Source organism: Shewanella sp. SP1S2-4 (assembly GCF_031932075.1).
Classification (GTDB): Bacteria; Pseudomonadota; Gammaproteobacteria; order Enterobacterales; family Shewanellaceae; genus Shewanella; species Shewanella baltica.
In genome coordinates this window covers 112,938-135,197 of the sequence record NZ_JAUOET010000002.1, presented here as the reverse complement: position 1 = coordinate 135,197, position 22,260 = coordinate 112,938, and the positions used below count along the sequence as shown (strand labels likewise).

The following is a 22,260-nucleotide window of genomic DNA, read 5'->3' as shown; positions in this document are numbered from 1 at the left end:
AACCACGAGCCCAGCAGTAAGCCAAATACACCCTTGCTACAAAAAACCTTAGCTCCGAAGCAAATTTCACTCGACGACGTTTTACAGTCAATCCGGCAGCCACTATCATACTCAGACATATTTCTATTTAAGATCACACCTATGCATCGCTACCTCGCTCTAGTGTTTGCCCTGTTTATCCCATTATTAAATCTCTCATCCCCAGCGCAAGCCGAACCTGTCGCGGCAACCGAAAGTACATCAACCACACCTGTGGCGGTCAAAGCCGAACTGGCTATGTTGCAACAAGCTATCGATACCGATATCCATAAGCTGAAACATGCCAAAGGTGAGTTGAAAACGATTGTCGAATATCGCATTCAAAACAAAACCTTACAGTTACGTAATAAGATTAAAGATTTGCTCGAAGCAACGCCGATCGACAGTGCTTTTCTGCAGCCATTAATCCAAGGGCAATTGAACTACATCCAACAGATTGATACCTATATCGATGACAACATTGATAAATTGGAGCTGCAACTAGGCTCGGGTACAGATGATGCGATTCTGCTCGATATCTCTAAGCGCGAATTAGACAAAGACACCTATTACAAACAGCAACTCGAGACACTCAATTGGCTCGAACAAGTTGGCCAAGATGTTAGCGAAGCACAAAAGTCCCTGCTGCAAATTTTGATTGCGCGTGCAGATATGCTTGAAAGCTTAGTGACTTACACTCAGCAGCAACTGCAAGCTGCGGTCGATACCGCAACCAATGCCGGTAAAGATGTCACGTCGGCGCAAACTAGCCATGTGATGATGCTAAAGGAACGTTTGGCCCAAAATAGCCAAAGCTTAAATATCGACATCAACTTACTCGATGCTTTAGGCCAAGACACCGCCGCGCTGAAAAAGACCTTGTTCAGTGTGTCAGGCGATATTACTCAGGACGTGTTGAGCTTTGATGTGGCCTCGAGCTTAGTCGAGCAGTGGCTGAATACGGCGCAGGAACAAGCAATAAATCATGGCCCTACCGTCGTGTTTAAGTTGTTTGTATTCTGCTTGATCTTAATTATCGCGGGTCTAGCTGGCAAGTTAGCCAAACAGATCGTGAAGAATACCGTTAGCAATTCTAAGTTGAATTTGAGCAAGTTATTACAAGACTTCTTCACATCGCTATCAGGCAAAGCCGTCTTTACCATAGGACTCTTGGTCGCCCTATCCCAGCTTGGGATCGAACTTGGGCCGCTACTCGCAGGCTTTGGTATTGCGGGTGTGATTATTGGTTTTGCACTGCAAGATACCCTGTCGAATTTTGCCTCTGGCATGATGATCTTAATTTATCGTCCCTACGATGTGGGTGATTTGATCAACGCTGCTGGTGTCACGGGTCGAGTAAGCCACATGAGTCTGGTCTCGACTACGATTAAAACCATGGATAACCAACGTCTTATTATTCCTAACAATAAGATTTGGGGCGACACTATTAACAACATCACGGCCGAGCACCAACGTCGAGTGGATATGACATTTGGTATTGGTTACAGCGACAATATCGAACATGCTGAAGCGATTCTCAAATCCATCGTCGAGGCGCATCCAAAGGTGCAAGCACTGCCAGCGCCAACGATTAAACTGCATCTGCTGGGGGAATCTTCGGTCGACTTTATCGTGCGCCCTTGGGCGAAACCGGAAGATTATTGGGAAGTGTATTGGGACATTACCCGTGAAGTGAAAATGCGTTTCGACGCCGAAGGGATCAGTATTCCGTTCCCGCAGCGCGATGTGCATATCTATCAAACCACGAAGTAACCTTTCTAAAACCAGCGCTAGAGCGTTAAACCAGTATTAGCACGTTAAACCAGTATTAGCACGTTAAACCAGAGTCAAAGGGCGTAGCAGCAAGCTCGCCCTTTTTTATCTCTGCAGCGCTTTTGCATCTAAGCGTGAGTTTTCATTGAAATGTTAGTTTTGAATCTAAACGTTAGCCTAAACCGACTATCTCACCTTTGGCATCAATATCGATTTTCAAGTAACCCGGCTTAAGCCCAAGGCCTGGCATAGTCATCACATTACCCACTAAGGCAGTTATAAATCCCGCCCCCGCATGTAACACTAACTCTCGCACTGGCACCACAAAATCCTTAGGAACACCCTTTAAGCTAGGATCGTGGCTAATGGATAACGGCGTTTTGGCAATACACAAGGGCAAATGTCCATAGCCAAGCGCGGTCAGTTGCTGCGCCTGCTGTTTCGCCTCGATAGAAAGACTCACGCCTGCAGCGCCATAACCCACTTCGGCTAAGGTGGATAACTTTGCCTCCAATGACGCTTCATCTGGATATAACAGCTTGAACTGACTCTCAATTTCAGCGGCGCGAACCACAGTTTGCGCTAAGGCAATAGCGCCCGCCTCCCCTTGGCTGAAGGCATCGCTAATTTCACAGCCAAAGGCAGCACTCGCGTTGACGGCTTCCATTAGCCATTGCAACTCAGCATCGGAATCAGTGGCGAAACGGTTAATGGCAACCACCACAGGAATGCCATAACGCGCCACATTGTTGATATGCCAGTTTAAATTTGCAAAGCCCGCTTCGAGTCGAGCCTGATCTGGGGCATTGATATTTGTCGCACTGATGTTTGTCGCACTGATGTTTGGCACATGGATATTTGATACATTGCTATCCACCTCAGTTGCCAAGCCACTATTGGCCTTCAGCGCTTTTAAAGTCGTCACCAACACAGCGGCGGCTGGCGCCTGACCCGATTGACGCACCTTGATATTACAGAACTTTTCAAAGCCCATATCCGAGCCGAAACCGCCTTCGGTCACCACAAAGTCCGCCAGCCTGAGGGCGATATCATCGGCAATAATTGACGAGTTACCGTGGGCAATATTGGCAAAGGGTCCTGAGTGGATCAGACAAGGCGAGCCATTTAAGGTCTGCATTAACGTCGGTTTTATCGCATCGGCCATGATGGCCGTCATCGCCCCAGCGACACCTAAGTCTTCGGCGGTAATCACTTGCCCTTGGGTATTTAAGGCTAACACTAGACGACCGATCCGCGACCGCATATCCGCCAAATCATGACTTAAGGCTAAAATCGCCATCAACTCAGAGGCGGCGGTAATATCAAAACTGGATTCGTACTCTGGGCCGTTATTATCACCTAAGCCCACATGAATTTGTCTAAGGCAGCGATCATTATGATCGACCACTCGGTGCCAGCGGATCTCGTTGGGATCGATAGCCAAAAACGCTTGTCCAGATTGCGCTTCAAATTCTGTTTTACCTAAGCGCGCCTCGTGGAATAGCCGCGCCGCAATCGCCGCCGCCCCTAAGTTGTGGGCACTGCTGACGGCATGAATATCACCCGTGAGATGTAAGTTCATCTCCTGCATGGGCACTACTTGCGCATAACCGCCACCCGCAGCACCGCCTTTCACCCCAAACACAGGTCCCATACTAGGCTGGCGAATACAAGCACAGGCCTTTTGGCCTATGGCATTTAACGATTGCGTTAAGCCAATGCTCGTCACCGTTTTACCTTCGCCGTGGGGCGTAGGCGTAACTGCGGTGACGATAATCAATTTACCTTTGCGTTGCCCCGCTAAACGCTGCAACACACTGAGCTCAACCTTGGCTTTAGTGTGACCAAATAGCATCATCTCTTCGGGTAACAGGCCTAAGTCGGCGCCAATTTCGGTGATGTTTTTAAGGCTTGCGCGACTCGAAATATCCATATCTGTCAGCATGCGTCGATTTCTCCCTTTCAGATACGCTTTGGTTTAGTATGAGGGGTTGCTAAGCACAACACTCATTGAATAGGGCGGATATTAGGTGATTGGCTTTAAGATATATAGCCATCGAAAGGGTTAATGAGCGATTCCTTAATCTGCATCAAATATTTTGCCCTGCGCCCTATAAATCCAAAGCACACAGTCCCAAAGAGGAACAGCATGAGCGAGTCCCATTTTACTTTTTCTGAATTTGTTGCCGGTTTCTGGCGAATGGAAAGCTGGGACATGACGCCCATGCAGCGCCTTAGCCTGATTGAGCAATACCTAGAATTAGGCGTGACCACTATGGATCACGCTGATATTTATGGCCAATATCAATGCGAAACCTTGTTTGGCGAGGCATTAGCCTTAAAGCCTGCACTGCGCCAACAGATGCAAATTGTCAGTAAGTGCGGTATTAAACCCGCGTTTGCCTGCCGCCCTGAGCGCTACGTTAATCACTACGACACCTCCTGCGAGCATATTATTGCCAGCGTCGAGCATTCCCTTAAGCAGCTCAATACCGATTATTTAGATATGCTGCTGATCCACAGACCCGATCCCCTGATGGATGCCGATGCAGTCGCCGAGGCATTTAAGCTCCTCAAGCAAGCAGGTAAAGTGCAGCATTTTGGCGTATCGAACTTCACCAATGCACAATTTTCCTTGCTGCAATCGCGCTTGGATGCTCCTTTAGTCACTAATCAAGTGGAACTCTCGCCACTAGCGATGAGCACCCTACACGACGGTACGCTCGATTTGTGTCAGCAACGTCGTATTCGGCCTATGGCTTGGTCGTGCTTAGCGGGCGGAAAGATTTTTGAAACCACTAATCCACAGGCAGTTCGCTTGCATCAAACCCTCAAGCTCATCGCCGAGCAAGTGGGAGCCCAAGATATCAGCCAAGTGATTTATGCCTGGGTTCGTATGCTACCAAGCCGACCGGTGCCACTTATCGGCAGTGGCAATATCGAGCGGATCAAGAGTGCCGTTGCCTCCAATGAGATCCAGCTCGATCGCCAGCAATGGTTCAGTATTTGGCAAGCATCTATGGGTCACAGCGTACCTTAATTTTTACTTCTCAAACGCAACAACCATAAACAACAACGGCGCCAGAAGGCGCCGTTGTTGTATGCATTATTGAGTGCGACTTAAAACTGCACATCGCCACTTAAATGCGGGCGGCGGCCTTTGCTGTCACGTAATTCAAATACCATATTATCGGTGTTCTGCTCATAGCCAAACCCGACATCAGCAGGCATCAACAGTGGCAGTTTAAAGGTCACATCCACAGTAAATGGACGATCGCCAATGCTTGGCATCAACTCAGCCAAACAACGGGCCTTAGACCACATACCATGGGCGAGCACGCGATCAAAACCAAAACGTTTTGAGAGCACAGGATGCAAATGGATCAGGTTATAGTCACCAGACGCCTTAGCATAACGACGGCCTAAATCTTCACTCAAGCGCCAGCTTTGCGGCGTTTCCCACGCCATATCAATGGCTTTAGGTGGACGAACCCGGCGTCCAGCAACATCGATACGATATAAATAGGTGGATAGCGATTCCCAAACGAGTTCTTCACCCACAAACGCCTTAGACACAAATTCAAACTCTAAGCCGGAATCAGTCTCACGGCTTGTGGTCAAGGCGCACTCGAGGGAGAAAGTCTCGTCAACCGTCACTGGGCGATACACTTGAATGCGGTTCTTAAGGTGGATCATCCCAAGCAGCGGGAAAGTGATGCCATCGTGGGTAAAAATCACCGCATGCAGGCGAAATGCCATCACATAGAGATAGGTTGGCGGCAGCACTTTACCGTCAAATTGAAAACCACACACCTGCGCGTATTGGCTTACTTTAGTTTCAGACACAGTCACATGTGGCGCGGTCACCTTAATATGGGGCAGCGGTTGCTGATCCCAACCCGGCTTACGGCCAAAGAAGATCTTGCGATAAAGAGAAAACAGCGACGGCATCGCGTTCAATTCAACACAATATGCATTATTCAAGTCTGAGTACCTTTTAATTAACTATCCCTTGGCACATAAATGCATTGCCATAAATTACCCCGCACAGACGAGTAACGTCTGCTCAATCAAGTTGATAACGAGTGTAAAACAGGCCGCGCTGCGTCTTAATAAGGGCTGATGCTGACTCACCGAATGGATAGCTATAGAGTCAGGTTTGTCGAAAACGGCGTGATTATAACCCAGAGGACAGAGTTCTGTGTATCCCTAAGTTTAGTAGGAATAATTACTACCAATAAAATCAATAGATTAAAATATCACGATGTAAATCTGTCCATCTCGATTCGGCAATAACATCTCCTGAGTGCGAAAAATTTACGTCTGTGCCACACTATCTTTCCACTCTCTTTAACCTAGTTATCACGTGCAAGATAAGAATTTTGACAAGCTCGCGCAAAAATTTGCGAAAAATATTTATGGTACGCCTAAAGGCGACATTCGTGCCGCGGTACTGTGGCGCGACCTCGCACCTGCGCTAGCAAAACTGGAGAATAGAAAACTCAGGGTATTAGATGCAGGCGGTGGTTTTGGTTACTTTAGCCAAAAATTGGCCCGCCTCGGCCACGAAGTGGTGCTGTGCGATATCTCAGCGGAGATGTTGGCGCAAGCGCAAGAGCAGATAGATGCATCGCCTGAACCATTAGCTATCCAGCTTATCCATGCGCCTATTCAAGCTCTGTCAGTTGAGCACCATGGCTATTTCGATATCATATTGTGCCATGCGGTCGTCGAATGGTTAACGGATGCTAAGCCCACTGTAGCGGGCCTACTCACTATGCTTAAACCTGCGGGAATATTCTCTTTGATGTTTTACAACAAAGAGGCCATGCGTTTTCATGCCTTAGTGTCGGGTAATTTCGATTACGTCGCCGCAGATTTAAAAGTGAAAAAGAAAGTGCGGCTAACACCCACGCACCCACTTTATATTCAAGAGGTTAAAGAGTGGTTTAGCGACTGGCAAATGTCACTCATCAGCCAGTCCGGCGTGCGGGTGATCCACGACTATTTGAAAAAGAGTCAGCCAGTGGATTTCGATTATCAAAAACTGCTGCAAATGGAGCTCGAGTATTCACAACGCGAGCCCTACATTTCCCTCGGCCGATATGTGCACTTTTTAGGGCAAAGCCCCGCAGTTTAAATGCGCGTCGTTATAAACCCTGTGTTCTAAACGATTACTCGCAAGTCTGTTTCCAGCAGGCGCTCACTTTGGCGCCTGCTTGTTCTAGCAATTGCACCACACTTTTATCACCCACAACATGACCCGCGCCAACCACTACAAATAATGGTGAGTTCACTGCAGTCGAGCCCATTAATTTTATAATGCCGTCAGCCATCACATGGTTTCGCCGCCAGAGGATTTTCTCTAACATCTCAGTGTCGCCCTCGCCGCCCATTTGCTCCTGCATTATGCTATCAAGCTCAGCTTCATTACCCGAACGCCAAGCCGCAATTAACGATAAAAGATCTGCATCCGACGTACTAATCGCCTCACGCACCATAGACCACTGCGCTTGGCTATCAAAGGACGCTAATAACTGAAATTGCGACTCGGCGGTTTCTAACTGATACACAGGTAAAGCCGCATGGCGGGCCATCAACTGCATATCAACGCCATAATCCGTGCTGTAACCTAAGTTGTTATAACGTATTAAGTTAACTTGCGTGGCTTGCAGCCAAGGCGCAAAGGATTGAATCGACTGACAAACATTCGCCGTGGCAGCGCAGTAGGGCGTCATGCTCTCAACCGTTTGTTTATCTCGGCTCTGCCAATCTAAACCTTTGGTTTTATCGGCGCGGCCGTATTGGCGCAGCAAGGCATTGCTATCGGCTTTATTCATATCGACTTCCACGACTAAGCCCTTCGCTTTGCCCAGCGCGGTTTCAATTTGGGTGGGTAAAGGATAAAAATCGGCACGTCCAATATGAATCGAACCCAGTAGATACGCGCTCTTTCCTTGCCATTGCACTTGATAAAATGGCGGCTTATCGGTTTCGGCACTCACAGCTTTGGTGCTCCAACCCGTCAACGCCAGAAAACAGATTGATGCAATTAATCGCCATTGGCTTGTTGCCATATCCTTTGCCCCTTATAATTCCTGCAAATTTTGCAATGAGACGCTGTTATGCCACATACCAAGGTTATAGAGCAACTGAAAGAGAATCTTCAAATCGCCTATCGCCAAGCCATAGACGCCGACGCTAAGTTAGATGAGCTAAAGAAAGCTGGCCATGGAAACTTCACCAGCATATTCACGGCAGAACAAGGTTTTATCGCTTCGAGTAATCGTTTTCTGCCCTATGTACAAGAGTTGGTCGATGACTTAACTCGTATGGAAGAATATGAAGCGCTCGATCCTAAAGAACTCGAAACCTATGTACGCCAGCTTGGCGCTTTACTGCAAACGCTGCAGGCCTTTAAGACGCAAAGCTAACCTAGATGAAGAGCTGAAACTCGCCAGTAGCCTTCAGCTCTTTTCATCTGCTATCCACTCAAAACCCCCGCATAGCTAGCGCTAAGCTCCCTCAAAATTGTCATCATTTTGTCATTTCTAAGTCATAGACTCCGCTCACATAGACGAAAGGGCTGACGTAATGACAAGTTTAGATCTGGCTAAAGAGCTCGATAAGATAATTTCTAAATCGGCAATTAATCCCTTATTTCAGCCAATTTTCAATATATTAGAACATAAAATCCACGGTTTTGAAGCCTTGAGCCGCGGCCCTGAACACAGCCCGTTATACTCCCCAGTGCCGCTATTTCAGACCGCAGAGCATGAAGGCAAGTTAAGCGAGTTAGAAACCCTTTGTCGGCGCATTTCACTCGAGCAATTTAAGCTGCGTCAGTTTCAAGGCAAGCTGTTTATCAATATTTCACCCAAGGCATTATTAGATCCCGCGCACCCCAAGGGCATGACCTTACAGCTGTTGCAACAACTCGGCATAGCGCCATCGCAGGTGGTGATTGAGCTGTCAGAGCAATATCCCGCCGATGATATCGACTTACTCAAATCTTGCTTGAATCATTATCGTAGCCAAGGTTTTTTAACGGCCATCGATGACTTAGGTGCGGGTTATTCAGGCCTAAGACTCTGGTCAGAATTGTCGCCCGACTATGTCAAAATCGACCGCCACTTTATCCATGAAATTGATTCGACCCCCGTCAAACAAGAGTTTGTCCGCTCAATTGTGGAGTTATGCCAAAGCTTAACCTGCAAAGTGATAGCAGAAGGGATTGAAACGCAAGAGGAATTAGCCGTACTCAAACAACTGGGTATCGTCTATTGCCAAGGCTATTTGCTAGGTCGTCCAGAAGTGCTCCCCTGCCGCGCGATGAAAGCGACCTTAGTGCCAAACAATACTCAGATTCAACCTAGATACAGCGAATCGGCCGAAAGCCTGTGCACGAATGCCATCACAGTGGTGCCCGCACTCAAACTCAAATTTTTAAGTGACACCTTTAGCTCGCAACCCGCACTGCAGGCGGTTGTGGTAGTCGATAATCAGTTGCCGCTGGGGATTATCAGCCGCGCGACCTTACTCGAACTTTTCAGTACGCCCTATGGTCGTGCCTTGCATGAGAATCATGCCGTAAGTGAAGTGATGGACCCGCAGGTCATCCAAATTGAGGCCAACGAACCCTTATCTACTGTGAGCCAATTGCTGACCTCAGAGACAGCCAATACAGTTGCTCAGCAGTTCATCATACTTCGCCGAGGCAAACTGCTCGGCATAGGCCACACTAAAGATTTACTGCAAAGGATCACAGAGCACAGAATTAAGATGGCCCGCCATGCAAATCCTCTGACAGACTTGCCGGGCAATGTGCCCATTCAGGAGGAATTAAAACGCCTTAAAATCCAAAAGAAACACTTTTACCTGGCCTATTTTGATTTGTGTAACTTTAAGCCCTATAACGATATTTATGGCTTTTGTCGCGGCGATGAAGTGATTTGTGAAGTGACTAATCTGTTACTGAAATATAAAAGTGACAATTGCTTTGTCGGCCATGTCGGCGGCGATGACTTTGTGATTATCAGCACCTGTGAACATATGATCAGCCGTTGCCAACGAATTCTAGCGGACTTTGAAACCCATAAGCATTTGTTTTACAGCGCCGAGCATTGGCAAGCTCAAGAGATGCTCGCCGACGATAGACAAGGCGAAGCCTGCTACCATCAATTGATCAGCCTGTGCGTGGGTATCTTGCCACCAGCACTGACCTTTAACGCCAATGAACATAGCCTGTCGACCTTAAGTGCCCGGGCAAAAAAACAGGCAAAATCCGCGAATAACGGATTTTACCTGTTAGAAAATCACCTTACTATCGAGACTCAAGCGCTCAGTGCTTGAGTCTTAAGTGACCGATTTAACAATTGAAGGATTGACGATTAAAGTTGTGGGGCAATCGTCTTCTTTAACCAATCAGTCAACATTTTGGTTTCGTACATAAAAGGTTTGTCACTTAGAGACTGTATCCCCCCCATGAAACCCATATCCGTCAGTTTTTCATCACCCGCAATAATCACTTTATCGTTTTCTAAAACTTGATAGGAAAAAGTTATACGCGGTGGATAAATGTCTTTAATAATGCGTAAATCATTGGCGGTCGCACCAAAGGTTGGGCGCATATCCCCCGCCAGATCAACATCGGTGATAGTCATTTCAAGCTTTTGATTCGGCTTTAAAATCTTCGCCGCTTCTTTATTGATGTTTTCTGTTAAGGTCTCAAATAAGCGCTTCTCATAGCGGGATTGGATTTCCCCCGATGATTTGATATCGCGAAAATCCTTAGGACTTTGCCAAACAATTTTAACCACGCCATCTTCGGTGACGGGATTCACTGGCGCTTCACCGGCCGCCCAAGCCGCACTGCAACTTAATACACCTGCGAGTAAAAGGGACTGAATTTTCATGTTTGCCTCCAAGGCCTAGATAACTTTCTGAGAACCACAGTACAAAATCTAACCTGAACTAGAGCTTAACGCAAAACTGATATAAGTACAGCTAATGCTATGTAAGCTTTTGTATAAATAAGTAAATTTTATCGGACAACCACAATTGACACGTATCTTTTTGTATCGAGACTGCACTAAGTAAGTGCATAGTTATCAATTTGTGAACATTTTACGCGCATAACCACAAAAAAAACGTTATCCTTCCGCTATTGTTTACATGGCTCACTTAATAAAATGAAATTCCCCGTTGTACCTGTGTTCATTCTTATCCTGTTTACCTGCGTAGTTAGTGCGATTTGGTTTATCTCCCCGAGTGATAAAAATACCGGCCCTAAAACTTGGTCAGCCTTTATCTATAACCATGGCTATGACTCGGGGAAGTATAAAAAAACCGATAACTTTGACAGCTATGAGACCTGCCGCGATTTTGCACGCGAACAATCAGCCTTCTACGACGATGTACCTTGGGAATGTGGTTCTATGTGCCAGTTCGATACTCGCAAGCAAGGGTTTCAATGCAAAGAAATTAAAAATGAGCGCTAACTAACCGTTCAGCATAGGTTCAATATTTATACAATAAGCTAAGCCCCTCAAAGCACAACTCGTTTTCTTTACCGTCTAAGGATGCACGATTTAGAACTGACGTGTTAAACGTAATTTTTAATTTGGAGCTTACCTATGAACCTAAAAAAAGCTAATTTATCAAAACCTTACTCACATAAAATCGCTTTATTGGCTCTACTAACATTCGGAACTAGCATTAGTCTTTCAAGCCATGCGGCGCCATTGACCATCAGCCAACAACAGGCGGTTAACGCTCATTTTAGCAAATTGGCTCAGGCGCAATATGCGGCTGAAACCCAAATGGCTGAGCAGCTTAAGCAAGATTTTTCTCAGCAATTAACCGCACAGGAACATGAGTTTATGAATGATATCTGCCCTAAATACGGCATGACATTCGACGTGACAACCAATGCCTGTTTACGCTCATAAGCGATTGCAAGATTAAAATGGAAAACGGGCGCTGAGCTCAGGGTATTGCAGCTTTAAATCCTTGGGCTTAGTGCTAAATTTTTTCCCCGCGGGCGTCGCCTTGCCCGATGGCATAAAGGGCAATTCCTCACCGGTTCTATCTTCGTATAATTGCCCTGCAATAAGATCGTATTCATCCACAAAGGGATAAGCATAGGCATCTCGCTCTGGCCAAGCGGCTAAACGCGCTAAAGTGTCAGGCTGATTAACCACACCATCGTAGATTTCTTTGCCGAGTGAAATCAAAAAACACCTGAATTCGGCAAAGGCATATTCAGAATCACAGCCCGTAATAATGTAAGCAGCGCCCCAAACCGACCACAAATAGCTACGGCGCATCTGCTGACCAAAGATTTTATCGAAGGCTTTTAACTCTTCATTACTCAGTTCGGCGAGTTTCTGCTTCAGTGCTTGAGCCAAAGACTCCTGTGATTGCGCCGCTTCCGTACGCGTGACTAAACCCCAAAACTCAACTTCTGTCATAAACTTCACCTAATAGAGCCTTTAGCAAAAAGGCATATTCTACACGATATTAAGGTTATGCTGGACTCGGATTAGGGCATTTCCTACACTTGCTCATCTTCTTAGCTACCTGTCTACACATACATCTATGCCTAAACGTCTTATGCTACTGATCTCTTTATATTGCCTCTTCAGCATTGCCGCACTTTTACGGGCTGTGACAACGCAATCCTTTGATGTATTCACCCTAGGCGTCCTCCCCGTGCTCGTTGGCATAATGATGCGCACACCGTGGTCGAGCTTAGTATTGAAGATTTATATCGGCATGCAAACCTTAGGATTTTCCGCCCTAGGCATGACAGCGATTATTGCCTATCGTATAACCCCTGAAGATGTAAAAGTGATTGTTTCTGGTCACAATATTCCTATGTTGCCGCTGACGATAAGCATTATTGTCATTTTACTCCTGCAATATTGGATCGCATTTTCTAAGGTCACGAGTCATTATTTGACCCGTCAAACACGGTAATGGACATTTGTTGCTAAGCTGTTACTAATAGCGTAGCTTAGCGACCCAATAAAATACTTGCGACTCTTAACTTGAAGTAGACTATGAGCCATTTATCGCCCAGTGAACTATCCATTCTTTTGGTAGAACCTTCAGATATCCAGCGTCGAATAATTATTCAGCGCTTGCAACAAGAAGGTATTCTCAGCATTCAAACCGCAGAAAATATCGAAGCGGCTAAAGATATTATTGCTCGCCACAAACCCGATCTTATCGCCAGCGCCATGCATTTTGATGATGGCACCGCCATTGATCTTTTGGGTTACCTAAGGGCTAACGCGGACTGCAAAGATATTCAATTTATGCTGGTCTCGAGTGAGTGTCGCCGTGAGCAACTTGAGATATTCCGCCAATCGGGTGTGGTCGCTATCCTGCCTAAGCCCTTCAGTGCCGACCATTTAGCCACAGCCTTAAATGCCACTATCGATCTGCTCAGCCACGATGAACTCGACCTCAGTAACTTCGATGTGCAAGATGTGCGCGTATTAGTGGTCGATGATAGCCGTATGGCAAGAAATGTCATTAAACGCACTATCGGTAACTTAGGGATGAAACTGATTACCGAGGCCGAAGATGGTGCACAGGCCATAGCGTTGATGAAAAACAATATGTTCGACTTAGTCATCACTGACTACAATATGCCCAGCGTAGATGGTCTTGCGCTGACTCAATATATTCGCAGCGAAAGCCAGCAATCGCACATTCCCATCTTAATGGTATCTTCCGAAGCCAACGATACCCACCTCAGCAATGTGTCCCAAGCGGGGGTGAATGCCTTATGCGACAAGCCCTTTGAACCCAAATTGGTTAAAAAATTACTCTATCAACTGTTAGAAGAATGAAACCAGAATAAAACTTAAGTCACGAACTGAGTAAATATTCTGCGCTTTACCGAACATCCTGCGGCAGCTTAGACGCAAAAGGCTTTCCAAGCGCTGAACCTTATGGCATGTTAGGCACGCTTATTTCAAATAAATCTACGGAAAGAAGAGACAATAAAAATGAACAAAACTGAACTTATCGCCAAAATTGCAGAAAATGCCGATCTAACGAAAGTAGAAGCCGCACGCGCATTGAAGTCTTTTGAAGCAGCCATTACCGAATCAATGAAAAATGGTGACAAAATCTCCATCGTAGGCTTCGGTTCGTTTGAAACTGCGACTCGTGCTGCTCGCACTGGCCGTAACCCACAAACGGGTAAAGAAATTCAAATCGCTGAAGCGACTGTGCCTAAGTTTAAAGCGGGTAAAACCCTACGCGACAGCGTAAACTAAGCGAGAAAATTCAAAACAACGCCTCCATTGTGAGGCGTTTTTTTTTGCTTTCTTCCAGTGAAACCCTGAATATTTTTTGCACAACAAGAGTGCGCCTCTGCCCCATAAGCTGGCAAATAAAAACATTTCATTAACACTTGATATTCTAATGTATTGTTTTACATATGATTGTAATAGTGGCATGTGATTAGCAAATCCCTTCTTAGAAAAAAACCAAGATGCACTAATGACCACTGCTTACTTAAGTGCGCCAATGGTGAATCGATAAATAAGTCAATCGAGGGGATGAGCATGAAGAAATCACTGTATAGCGTTTTGGCCTTATCGACGGGAATGTTACTGGCAGGCAATGCCTTTGCAGCCGTATCAGGCAACATTGGTGGTACCTCTAATTACCTATGGCGCGGTGCGACCCAAACTAAAGATGCGGTCGCAATCCAAGGTGGGATTGACTACAGCCATGATTCTGGATTTTATGCCGGCACTTGGGCATCGAATGTGGATTTTGGTGATGATACGAGCTACGAGCTAGATCTCTACGCGGGTTATGGTGGCAATATTACCGAAGACATCAGTTACGACTTTGGCTACCTCTACTACGCCTACCCAGACGCTCCTGGCAGCATTGATTTTGGTGAACTCCATGCTGCAGTAACTTGGAAGTGGCTTGAACTGGGTTACTCCCATGTCATCAATGCCGGTGACGATGTCGCCGCCGATCCGTTAGATAATAAAGATCTCAGCTATTTTGCCGCGACTGTCTCTGTGCCTCTCACTGAAAAACTTAGCTTATCAGTGCACTATGGCTACTCAAGCGGTGATGTTGTGCAATCTTGGTTTGGCGAAGATAACTATGCCGACTATAACGTCACACTCAGTGCAGATACCAGCATGGGCACAGTGTCGTTCATGGTTTCTGATACCGATCTCACCGATGATGATGCCAAACTGGTACTCGGCTATTCCTACAGCTTTGATCTCTAAGATCTAACATTTAGGATCTTACGTCTAAGCTCTAAGCATAAAAAACGCCACCTTAAACGGTAGCGTTTTTTTAGCGTAATCAACTATTAGGCAATAATAGGTCTATTGGTTTTACGGGCAGCGACCATTTTCTCGATATATTCAACAATAGGCTCAGTCACTGAAATCCCTGTGGTTTGTTCAATCCCTTCAATGCCTGGCGCCGAATTCACCTCAAGGATCAAAGGGCCACGGTTAGAGCGTAAAATATCCACCCCAGCGACCACCAATCCCATCGCTTTAACCGCCGCAATCGCCATCTTACGTTCCACAGCAGTGATTTTAACCACCTCACCACAGCCGCCCAAATGCAGATTGGAGCGAAAATCACCCTCGGGTCCTTGGCGCTTCATAGAGGCGATGACCTTGTCCCCGACAACAAAACAACGAATATCACTGCCATTGGATTCTTTAATGTATTCCTGCACTAAGATATTCGCTTTCAGCCCCAAGAATGCTTCTATCACGCTCTCAGCAGCCGTTTTCGTCTCGGCTAATACCACGCCAATCCCTTGAGTACCTTCGAGTAACTTAATGACTAACGGAGCACCGCCCACCATATTGATGAGATCGGGGATGTCATTCGGCTTATTGGCAAAGCCTGTCACTGGCATGCCAATCCCTTTACGGGAGAGCAATTGCAGCGCCCGCAATTTGTCCCGAGAACGCGCAATAGAGATTGAATCATTCGCCGCATACACGCCCATCATTTCGAACTGACGTACAACGGCACAACCATAGAAAGTCACGCTGGCATGAATACGCGGAATGATGGCATCAAAGCCAACTAATTCAGTGCCTTCGTAATGAATGCTAGGCTTAATGGAATTAATATTCATGTAGCAGTTCAGTGTATTGATCACAACCGCTTCATGTCCGCGGCTTTGACAAGCCTCCACTAAACGTTGTGTCGAATACAACTGGGGGAATTGGGATAAAATACCTATTTTCATTGCTGAGTGACCAACTTAAGCATGAGTGAATAAACCATTCTGCGGCACTAAAAGCACAGCGACAGAAAAAGGGGCTGATATTTGTCTATTGCTCAGTGTAAAGCAAGAAAATATTCCTCACCAGACGAAATCACTATGCTATTGAAATAGTTCGAGACCTCTCACACTGGGAGCTGAGTTTGGGTTAGTAGTGGCAGAATATACTTGGCCTCAAACGCCGCGGCATCTAAGGGGCGCGAGAATAAATACCCTTGTAAAACAGTGCAATGGCGAGCAGTACAAAACTCTGCTTGCTCAAACGTTTCAACACCCTCCGCCACAGAAATAACATTAAACCCATAGGCAAAGTTGAGTAAAGCAGCGAGCAATCGGGTGTCTTTTTCATCCTTATCGTAGGAAGCGACAAAGCTTTTATCGATTTTTAGCACGCTGATCGGAAACAGTTTGATGTGTTCTAATGACGAAAAACCCGTCCCGAAGTCATCGAGGGCAAAACGCACCCCTAATCCGGCGATTCTATCGAGCACTTTGGCATGTTCATGGGGATCTTCAATAAGGCAATTTTCTGTAATTTCAAGCTCTAATGCTCCAGCAGGCAGGCCTGTCTTCGTCAGTGTATGCACGATTTTATCAAACAGGTTCTCATTTCCGATTTGAGATGCAGAGAGGTTAACCGCGATAGTGAATTCTTGGCCTAGGGGCTGTAATTGGGTTAACCAAACCTGTGCCTGGGTGCAGGCTTGTTCAAGCACCCAATCATCAATGTCATCCATTAATCCAATTTCTTCGGCTATGGGCAAAAATTGATCTGGAGCGATAATACCATCCACTGGGTGCTGCCATCGGATAAGGGCTTCCATCCCCACCAGCTGATGGGTTTTCGCATTAACCTGTGCTTGATAATGGACCTTAAATTCATTTCTTTTTAAGGCCATACGCAAACTTGATTCGATATGATTGCGGTAGCGTACTTCTTTATCTAAGGCTTCGGAATAAAACTGGATCTGGTTTCGGCCCATCTTTTTAGCACGATACATGGCGATATCGGCGCATTTCATCAGCTCAGAACTGTTCGAAGCCGCTTCATTATAAAAAGCCACACCGATACTGGCACCGATAAGCACATCGTTATCACCGAGGCAAAATTCATCCTCAAATACTTTGAGCAGTCGATTGGCCACTATCATGGGGAAATATTTATAATCGTTATCTGTCACCAGGACGACAAATTCGTCACCACCTAAACGGGCAATAATGTCACCATCTCGCAGCACTTCACTTAATCGAGCCGCCACTTTGAGTAACAGCACATCACCCGTTTGGTGGCCTAATGTGTCGTTAATCGCTTTGAAATCATCGAGATCCAGTAAGATAACCGCTAAATAATCGTGACAGCGTTTCGCCCTTGCGATCGCTCGATTAAGACACAGTTCAAAACCATAGCGATTAACCAGCTTAGTGAGCGAGTCGTGCTCGGCCAGCTCTTTTAGTTTTTGATGGCTATTCCGTAACGCCAATGCCATTGAAGATCTTTGTTTCGCGTAGCGAATCGCACGGGTTAAGATCCGCGAGTTAACCTCATCCTTAAGTAGAAAATCCTGCGCACCTAATTCAATGCAGCGCTGGGCCAGTTTCTCATCTTCATAGCGACTCAGCATCACGACCACAGTCTGATCTTGCGTCATGGCATTGAGCTTAATTAACACTTCTAACCCATTGGCATCGGGCAATAAATAATCCAATAGAATGCCGTCGAAATGACGTTCTAAGGCAAGATTCAAACCATCAAATGCACAATTGGCTTCGATCACATTAAACGTCAACTTTGACTGCCTAAGTGCTCGGATAATTGCCGTTCTATCGACTTCATCATCATCGATCAGTAGTAAATCCATATACTCACCTTATGCGGATGGGAGCTCGACTATTCGCCAGTAACCTTCAAGCATATTAAAAATATTGTTAAAACCGTCCTTTATGTCAGTTTTAACCATGTAGCCAGCCACATGATGGCTATAGGCTTTCATTCTATCTTCATCGGTACTCGACGTCGTGAGCATAAAAACGACAGATGATGAAAGTGAAGGATCTGAACGTATCCGCTCAAGAAACTCAAAGCCATTCATTCTTGGCATATTAAGGTCGAGCAAAATAAGATACGGGCCTTTAATCGTGTCTAAGCTGGTGAGAATCGCTAGTGCCTCAATGCCATCCCGCGCTCGTACTAAGGGATTGAGTAACCTAAGCTGTCTCATCGCCCGCTGCACGGCCATGTAATCCACATCATCGTCATCAACTAATAAAATGGTGACCTGTTGATATTGATCTGCTGCTCTCATAGAAGCTCCTTTTTCACTATTTGCTTAGGCCAAGTAAAGTAAAAACAACAGCCTCTGCCCTGCGATTTGAGTTGAATATTCCCACCTAAACTTTCAACTGTTTTCTTCACAAGTGATAACCCTAAACCACTGCCCTCTACTTCATCCCTAGGTTTAAGTGTTTGAAACATTTCGAAGACTTTATTCTGATAGGCACTTGAGATACCTGGGCCATCGTCTATCACACTGAATAGATAATGTTTACTTGTACTCTCACATAAAACGGTAATGACACCTGTAACTAAGTCATGGTGCTTAATGGCATTACTGATTAAATTTCGTATCACTAATTCCAACAAGGCGCGAACGGTATGGAAGTTCGGAAACTCCCCTTTGAGGACTAATTCGAACCCCTGAGGTGGCGCAACGAGCGCAAACATATCTTCAACCAGTTGCCGACTGTTGACCTCAGTGGTTTCAGTATCGACACGGCCAATACGGGAGAACATCAATAGCCCATCGAGCAATAACACCATGCGGTGAATACGGCTTTGGATCAGCCCGAGATATTTCTGCACATTTTCATTGGTGTTATCGGATAAATCCTCTGTTAGCCAAGAGGTTAACTGCTCGATACCCCGTAGCGGGGATTTCAAATCATGGGAAGCGATATAGGCAAAACGGTCGAGTTCTTGATTGATGCGCTCAAGCTCTTGCATGTGTTCTGCACGCTGAACTTCAATGCGCTTACGTTCAGACACATTGTTAATTGTCGCAAGAATGAAAATGCCATTACTGAAATGAATAGGCGTCAGCCCCACTTCTATCGCGAGTCGACTGCCATCTTTACAACAGCCAAATAAGTCATCCCGCATCGACATATTTTTCGCAATCGGCTGCACTAAGTAATTATTCATGTGCTGCTGGTGCACATCCCTCAGCGCGTCTGGCAATAACATATTGATAGAGCGGCCGAGTAACTCATCTCTGGCATAACCAAATAAACGTTCGGCATGGGTGTTTACCAATGTAATAATTCCAGCCTTATCCACCATAAACAGTGCGCTTGGAGAGGCTTCAATGACGAGTCTAAAGCGTTTTTCATTCGCGATTAGCTCAGAGGTAAGTAATGACTCTTTATATCGATTACGCGCCATGATTAGCACCGAGTAAAACAATGCCAAAATGAATGCACAACCGATAAATTGCAGCCAGATACCTTGGGTCTCTTCCGATCTTGAGATAAAACGCGATTGTGATGAAATGTCCAAGCGCCACTGCCTACCGCCAATCAAGTCGGTCTGTGACTGATAAAACACATCTTTTTGATTTGGCAGTACTTTACTGCTAGTGAACATTAAACTGTCTGCATTTGCCTGCGGGTTTTCATAAATAGCAAGTTTCAAACCTGAGAATCGATCTCCCATAATCCCTTGCATGAGGTCGTCCATCCTAAACGCCGCATACACGAGTCCAATCGCCTGTTGTTTCCGTTCAACCTCCGTTGCCACCGTTCCTTGATAAATGGGTAAATACATCAAGAAACCCGCTTGAGCATCTTCGGGCGTATCTTGAACTAAGGCCACCTTGCCTGAGATAGTTGGCTGGCCAGTGCTAATGGCGTGATCTATGGCTTTACGCCGATTAGCCTCGGAACACATGTCATAACCAAAGGCTCTTTGATTGCGCCAATCAAAAGGCTCTAAATACAAGATCACGCAATACTGATCACGTACGCCTTCTGGGTATACTTTATAATCTTTAAAGCCTTCGGCCTGAACGTGTTGGACATGGTTATCTAATGTGTCAGGCTTAAGTAACTGAGCATAGCCAAAGCCTTGAAAACCTGGGTAATACTCAGATAAATGCGCATTGACAACATAGGTTTGCCACTCCTTTCGGGTCACATCATTTGAAGATAATAACAAGCCAACACCACCGCGTAAGACTTGCTCATAGGCAAGCATTCTGCGATTCACCGCTTCGGTTAACTCTTGCACACTGTTTTCGAAACGCTCTTCACCCCTATCTCTAAGATATTGCTCCAGCACATACCAGGAAATGCCCATGAAAAGTAAAGCAGCGATAATCATCAGCCAGCTAGAGCTCAGCACGCTAAAATAGATATTATTTGATGGGCTATGCAGTTTAGAAAACTCATCCTTGTCCATTTGAGCCAATTCCCTAGCAAACTATCAGCAATAAACACAGTTACAAGTGTTGTTGTAAATATGTCTAAATTCAAGTTTATCCTACTATTTAACTCGGAATTAACCCGAATATATCGATGACACTGTTGTGCTCTCAATCACAAAATAAGCAAGAACTGAATTAATCAAATATCCAATTGTAGCCTCAGGCTTAAGCCAAACAGCGGCAAGCTGAATCATCCGGCACACGGGAAGAATTTTTCACCCTGACTCACAAAATTATTTGCTTTTCTACCCTACTCTTTTTAGTTAGAAAGTCGTTAGGAACAACAAGAGGAATTCGTTATGGCTCATATTACTGAAGTCGTGCCCAACGATACTGAACTTGAGGCAATGACCACACCGAGAAACAGCAAAGCTGCCGAGGCAATGCAACATAGACGTGAAGTCAAAAAGCGTTTAGAAGACTACCTCGAACGGGCGGAGTTAAAGCGTGCATTAGGAGATGACGATTTTTTCTAGCCTATTTGATCTCACTATCTAGTGGGCAAAATTAGGGTGATGCTGCGTTAAATCGCAGAGTGTTCATTTAGAACTCACACAGTTCGTGTCCACTCAGACCTAATATCTCACCCAGCCCTCAGTGCTGGGTGAGACTTTGTTTAACCCTCTTATGCCCACATTAAACGCTGCAGTTTCACAGTCACTTTTTACCGCTTTTATAGGCTTGAGTTTTAATCAGCAACCATTCGGCCTTAGCGCCTAAATAAACGTAAGCACCTAATCCTACGAGTAAACCAACTACGGCTAACATCATCCAAATTGCGGGTTCAATATATTGTTTCTCACCGAGTGACGCCTTGAACATAGTCAATAACGCCTCAATGGAAATGGCAATAAGGATGGTAGACACAAACCGTGTAATGGTTCGCCGCGTTGAGCTGTGGCGAAAGATATCCTTATGCATTAGCACTTCTTCTTCGAGAATGGTTTTCCCGAGATCAAAAATCGCTAAAGCTAACGTCATAAAGATAATGATCCCAAAAGGTTGCAGCGGATCTTGGCCAATTCGCTCGACCGTAAAGAGTCCGTAAATATCCCGCAATGCGGTCCAGAGTAATACAGTAACCAGCACAAACAACCCTGCCACTATCACGCCATAAACCGCTTTAAATGCTGGCGTTACGCGCCGCCGTGCACTGTCGCCCATCATAAATTCAATCAAACGGGTCAAGTCCACATCCACCACTAAATAACCCAGTTTTTGCTCCTGTTGATAAATCGCTAAAGAGGCGGAAAGGCATAAATTACCACTGGCATTGGATAAATAGGGACGTGTAATGTTGACGCCATCGGACTCATCACGATTAATGAAATAGGGTCGTTGGCTTCGATCACGATTGCCACCTAACGGAATTAACTCAATTTGGTGGTCTACCACGGCGATATTCTGACTTATCTGCAAGCCTTGGCTATCGAGTAAATACATCAGCTCGACAAAGGGATAGCTCTTCGCGATTCCTTTCATCGCTTTGACATCGACCTTAGGTTGTTTAAATAACTCGGCGTCGGCAATCCCTGTTAAAATCGATTCCATCAGTTCATGCACTGTGGCTTCGTATTCGTGATACCGCTCGATCACACTCAAATAACTCATCGCTGCCATGTTTAACTCCAATCAACCGATTGCTAAGTCCAAAACAAAGCAGCTTTAATGCCATATTAATAAAAT

22 protein-coding genes are annotated in these 22,260 nt (G+C 45.7%); 12 read left to right on the top strand and 10 right to left on the bottom strand.

From position 1 onward, the window contains the following. Positions 1–141: 141 nt before the first annotated feature. Complete coding sequence (locus Q4Q52_RS02805) at positions 142–1,791, top strand: mechanosensitive ion channel family protein (protein ID WP_311989793.1); 1,650 nt, start codon at positions 142–144, stop codon at positions 1,789–1,791. Between the two features lie 172 nt (positions 1,792–1,963). Here Q4Q52_RS02805 and Q4Q52_RS02800 read toward each other — a convergent pair whose 3' ends face one another. After that, the gene (locus tag Q4Q52_RS02800) at positions 1,964–3,736 is read right to left on the bottom strand and encodes a formate--tetrahydrofolate ligase (RefSeq protein ID WP_311989792.1); all 1,773 of its coding nucleotides are present in this window, start codon (positions 3,734–3,736) and stop codon (positions 1,964–1,966) included. A gap of 204 nt (positions 3,737–3,940) precedes the next feature. On the opposite strand from Q4Q52_RS02800, the gene Q4Q52_RS02795 reads away from it, so the two are divergent. Then, a complete protein-coding gene (locus Q4Q52_RS02795; protein WP_311989791.1) occupies positions 3,941–4,831 on the top strand; it encodes an aldo/keto reductase family oxidoreductase in 891 nt (296 codons plus the stop codon). Positions 4,832–4,911: 80 nt separating this feature from the next. Here Q4Q52_RS02795 and Q4Q52_RS02790 read toward each other — a convergent pair whose 3' ends face one another. Then, positions 4,912–5,742 (bottom strand): MaoC/PaaZ C-terminal domain-containing protein, encoded by an 831-nt coding sequence (locus Q4Q52_RS02790; protein WP_011845701.1) that lies wholly within the window; start codon positions 5,740–5,742, stop codon positions 4,912–4,914. A 415-nt stretch (positions 5,743–6,157) separates the two neighbouring features. Between Q4Q52_RS02790 and Q4Q52_RS02785 the strand changes: the two genes are divergently transcribed. Beyond that, positions 6,158–6,931, top strand: coding sequence for a methyltransferase domain-containing protein (locus Q4Q52_RS02785; RefSeq protein ID WP_311989790.1), 774 nt, complete (start codon positions 6,158–6,160; stop codon positions 6,929–6,931). A gap of 34 nt (positions 6,932–6,965) precedes the next feature. On the opposite strand, the gene Q4Q52_RS02780 is transcribed toward Q4Q52_RS02785, so the two are convergent. Then, complete coding sequence (locus Q4Q52_RS02780) at positions 6,966–7,868, bottom strand: TraB/GumN family protein (protein WP_311989789.1); 903 nt, start codon at positions 7,866–7,868, stop codon at positions 6,966–6,968. A gap of 48 nt (positions 7,869–7,916) precedes the next feature. Between Q4Q52_RS02780 and Q4Q52_RS02775 the strand changes: the two genes are divergently transcribed. Then, on the top strand, positions 7,917–8,225 hold the full coding sequence (locus Q4Q52_RS02775) for a hypothetical protein (protein ID WP_006079998.1): 309 nt from the start codon (positions 7,917–7,919) through the stop codon (positions 8,223–8,225). Between the two features lie 160 nt (positions 8,226–8,385). Next, complete coding sequence (locus Q4Q52_RS02770) at positions 8,386–10,143, top strand: GGDEF domain-containing protein (protein ID WP_311989788.1); 1,758 nt, start codon at positions 8,386–8,388, stop codon at positions 10,141–10,143. A 38-nt stretch (positions 10,144–10,181) separates the two neighbouring features. Here Q4Q52_RS02770 and Q4Q52_RS02765 read toward each other — a convergent pair whose 3' ends face one another. Beyond that, positions 10,182–10,706 carry a DUF3016 domain-containing protein gene (locus tag Q4Q52_RS02765; RefSeq protein WP_311989787.1) on the bottom strand — a complete coding sequence of 175 codons (525 nt, stop codon included), beginning with the start codon at positions 10,704–10,706 and terminating at the stop codon, positions 10,182–10,184. Between the two features lie 276 nt (positions 10,707–10,982). Here Q4Q52_RS02765 and Q4Q52_RS02760 point away from each other — a divergent pair, with 276 nt between their 5' ends. After that, the gene (locus tag Q4Q52_RS02760) at positions 10,983–11,291 is read left to right on the top strand and encodes a hypothetical protein (protein ID WP_311989786.1); all 309 of its coding nucleotides are present in this window, start codon (positions 10,983–10,985) and stop codon (positions 11,289–11,291) included. A 135-nt stretch (positions 11,292–11,426) separates the two neighbouring features. Then, the gene (locus tag Q4Q52_RS02755; RefSeq protein ID WP_311989785.1) at positions 11,427–11,741 is read left to right on the top strand and encodes a hypothetical protein; all 315 of its coding nucleotides are present in this window, start codon (positions 11,427–11,429) and stop codon (positions 11,739–11,741) included. Positions 11,742–11,753: 12 nt separating this feature from the next. On the opposite strand, the gene Q4Q52_RS02750 is transcribed toward Q4Q52_RS02755, so the two are convergent. Then, positions 11,754–12,263 carry a DUF4240 domain-containing protein gene (locus Q4Q52_RS02750; protein ID WP_300480358.1) on the bottom strand — a complete coding sequence of 170 codons (510 nt, stop codon included), beginning with the start codon at positions 12,261–12,263 and terminating at the stop codon, positions 11,754–11,756. Between the two features lie 127 nt (positions 12,264–12,390). On the opposite strand from Q4Q52_RS02750, the gene Q4Q52_RS02745 reads away from it, so the two are divergent. The 4 genes from Q4Q52_RS02745 (at position 12,391) to Q4Q52_RS02730 (ending at position 15,068) form a co-directional block, all read left to right on the top strand. Then, positions 12,391–12,771, top strand: a complete 381-nt coding sequence (locus Q4Q52_RS02745) for a hypothetical protein (protein ID WP_311989784.1) — start codon at positions 12,391–12,393, stop codon at positions 12,769–12,771. Positions 12,772–12,854: 83 nt separating this feature from the next. Then, entirely contained in the window at positions 12,855–13,652 is a 798-nt protein-coding gene (locus tag Q4Q52_RS02740; RefSeq protein ID WP_126492811.1) for a response regulator, read from the top strand. A 159-nt stretch (positions 13,653–13,811) separates the two neighbouring features. Next, positions 13,812–14,084, top strand: a complete 273-nt coding sequence (locus tag Q4Q52_RS02735; RefSeq protein WP_006079990.1) for an HU family DNA-binding protein — start codon at positions 13,812–13,814, stop codon at positions 14,082–14,084. 291 nt (positions 14,085–14,375) lie between these two features. Next, complete coding sequence (locus Q4Q52_RS02730) at positions 14,376–15,068, top strand: TorF family putative porin (RefSeq protein ID WP_311989783.1); 693 nt, start codon at positions 14,376–14,378, stop codon at positions 15,066–15,068. 86 nt (positions 15,069–15,154) lie between these two features. Here Q4Q52_RS02730 and rimK read toward each other — a convergent pair whose 3' ends face one another. From rimK to Q4Q52_RS02710, 4 genes are all read right to left on the bottom strand, one after another. Then, positions 15,155–16,060, bottom strand: a complete 906-nt coding sequence (gene rimK / locus Q4Q52_RS02725) for a 30S ribosomal protein S6--L-glutamate ligase (RefSeq protein ID WP_006079988.1) — start codon at positions 16,058–16,060, stop codon at positions 15,155–15,157. Positions 16,061–16,221: 161 nt separating this feature from the next. Continuing rightward, the gene (locus Q4Q52_RS02720; RefSeq protein ID WP_006079987.1) at positions 16,222–17,955 is read right to left on the bottom strand and encodes a bifunctional diguanylate cyclase/phosphodiesterase; all 1,734 of its coding nucleotides are present in this window, start codon (positions 17,953–17,955) and stop codon (positions 16,222–16,224) included. Positions 17,956–17,964: 9 nt separating this feature from the next. Beyond that, positions 17,965–18,399: a response regulator gene (locus Q4Q52_RS02715; RefSeq protein ID WP_006079986.1), complete on the bottom strand. Its 435-nt coding sequence runs from the start codon at positions 18,397–18,399 to the stop codon at positions 17,965–17,967. After that, on the bottom strand, positions 18,396–20,549 hold the full coding sequence (locus Q4Q52_RS02710; RefSeq protein ID WP_311989782.1) for a CHASE domain-containing protein: 2,154 nt from the start codon (positions 20,547–20,549) through the stop codon (positions 18,396–18,398). Before Q4Q52_RS02710 ends, Q4Q52_RS02715 begins: the two co-directional genes overlap by 4 nt. Positions 20,550–20,873: 324 nt before the next feature. On the opposite strand from Q4Q52_RS02710, the gene Q4Q52_RS02705 reads away from it, so the two are divergent. Then, positions 20,874–21,050, top strand: coding sequence for a PA3496 family putative envelope integrity protein (locus tag Q4Q52_RS02705; protein WP_006079984.1), 177 nt, complete (start codon positions 20,874–20,876; stop codon positions 21,048–21,050). Between the two features lie 181 nt (positions 21,051–21,231). Here Q4Q52_RS02705 and Q4Q52_RS02700 read toward each other — a convergent pair whose 3' ends face one another. After that, a complete protein-coding gene (locus tag Q4Q52_RS02700; protein ID WP_006084247.1) occupies positions 21,232–22,194 on the bottom strand; it encodes a PDC sensor domain-containing protein in 963 nt (320 codons plus the stop codon). Positions 22,195–22,260 lie beyond the last annotated feature (66 nt).

What these genes read in the sequence shown, in the direction of transcription:
- Q4Q52_RS02805 (WP_311989793.1), top strand. Translation starts at nt 142, where the DNA reads ATGCATCGCTACCTCGCTCTAGTGTTTGCCCTGTTTATCCCATTATTA.
- Q4Q52_RS02770 (WP_311989788.1), top strand. Translation starts at nt 8,386, where the DNA reads ATGACAAGTTTAGATCTGGCTAAAGAGCTCGATAAGATAATTTCTAAA.
- Q4Q52_RS02740 (WP_126492811.1), top strand. Translation starts at nt 12,855, where the DNA reads ATGAGCCATTTATCGCCCAGTGAACTATCCATTCTTTTGGTAGAACCT.
- Q4Q52_RS02760 (WP_311989786.1), top strand. Translation starts at nt 10,983, where the DNA reads ATGAAATTCCCCGTTGTACCTGTGTTCATTCTTATCCTGTTTACCTGC.
- Q4Q52_RS02710 (WP_311989782.1), bottom strand. Translation starts at nt 20,549, where the DNA reads ATGGACAAGGATGAGTTTTCTAAACTGCATAGCCCATCAAATAATATC.
- Q4Q52_RS02755 (WP_311989785.1), top strand. Translation starts at nt 11,427, where the DNA reads ATGAACCTAAAAAAAGCTAATTTATCAAAACCTTACTCACATAAAATC.
- Q4Q52_RS02700 (WP_006084247.1), bottom strand. Translation starts at nt 22,194, where the DNA reads ATGGCAGCGATGAGTTATTTGAGTGTGATCGAGCGGTATCACGAATAC.
- Q4Q52_RS02720 (WP_006079987.1), bottom strand. Translation starts at nt 17,955, where the DNA reads ATGGATTTACTACTGATCGATGATGATGAAGTCGATAGAACGGCAATT.
- Q4Q52_RS02705 (WP_006079984.1), top strand. Translation starts at nt 20,874, where the DNA reads ATGGCTCATATTACTGAAGTCGTGCCCAACGATACTGAACTTGAGGCA.
- Q4Q52_RS02750 (WP_300480358.1), bottom strand. Translation starts at nt 12,263, where the DNA reads ATGACAGAAGTTGAGTTTTGGGGTTTAGTCACGCGTACGGAAGCGGCG.
- Q4Q52_RS02790 (WP_011845701.1), bottom strand. Translation starts at nt 5,742, where the DNA reads ATGCCGTCGCTGTTTTCTCTTTATCGCAAGATCTTCTTTGGCCGTAAG.
- Q4Q52_RS02745 (WP_311989784.1), top strand. Translation starts at nt 12,391, where the DNA reads ATGCCTAAACGTCTTATGCTACTGATCTCTTTATATTGCCTCTTCAGC.
- Q4Q52_RS02800 (WP_311989792.1), bottom strand. Translation starts at nt 3,736, where the DNA reads ATGCTGACAGATATGGATATTTCGAGTCGCGCAAGCCTTAAAAACATC.
- Q4Q52_RS02795 (WP_311989791.1), top strand. Translation starts at nt 3,941, where the DNA reads ATGAGCGAGTCCCATTTTACTTTTTCTGAATTTGTTGCCGGTTTCTGG.
- Q4Q52_RS02765 (WP_311989787.1), bottom strand. Translation starts at nt 10,706, where the DNA reads ATGAAAATTCAGTCCCTTTTACTCGCAGGTGTATTAAGTTGCAGTGCG.
- Q4Q52_RS02715 (WP_006079986.1), bottom strand. Translation starts at nt 18,399, where the DNA reads ATGAGAGCAGCAGATCAATATCAACAGGTCACCATTTTATTAGTTGAT.
- Q4Q52_RS02775 (WP_006079998.1), top strand. Translation starts at nt 7,917, where the DNA reads ATGCCACATACCAAGGTTATAGAGCAACTGAAAGAGAATCTTCAAATC.
- Q4Q52_RS02780 (WP_311989789.1), bottom strand. Translation starts at nt 7,868, where the DNA reads ATGGCAACAAGCCAATGGCGATTAATTGCATCAATCTGTTTTCTGGCG.
- Q4Q52_RS02730 (WP_311989783.1), top strand. Translation starts at nt 14,376, where the DNA reads ATGAAGAAATCACTGTATAGCGTTTTGGCCTTATCGACGGGAATGTTA.
- Q4Q52_RS02735 (WP_006079990.1), top strand. Translation starts at nt 13,812, where the DNA reads ATGAACAAAACTGAACTTATCGCCAAAATTGCAGAAAATGCCGATCTA.
- rimK (WP_006079988.1), bottom strand. Translation starts at nt 16,060, where the DNA reads ATGAAAATAGGTATTTTATCCCAATTCCCCCAGTTGTATTCGACACAA.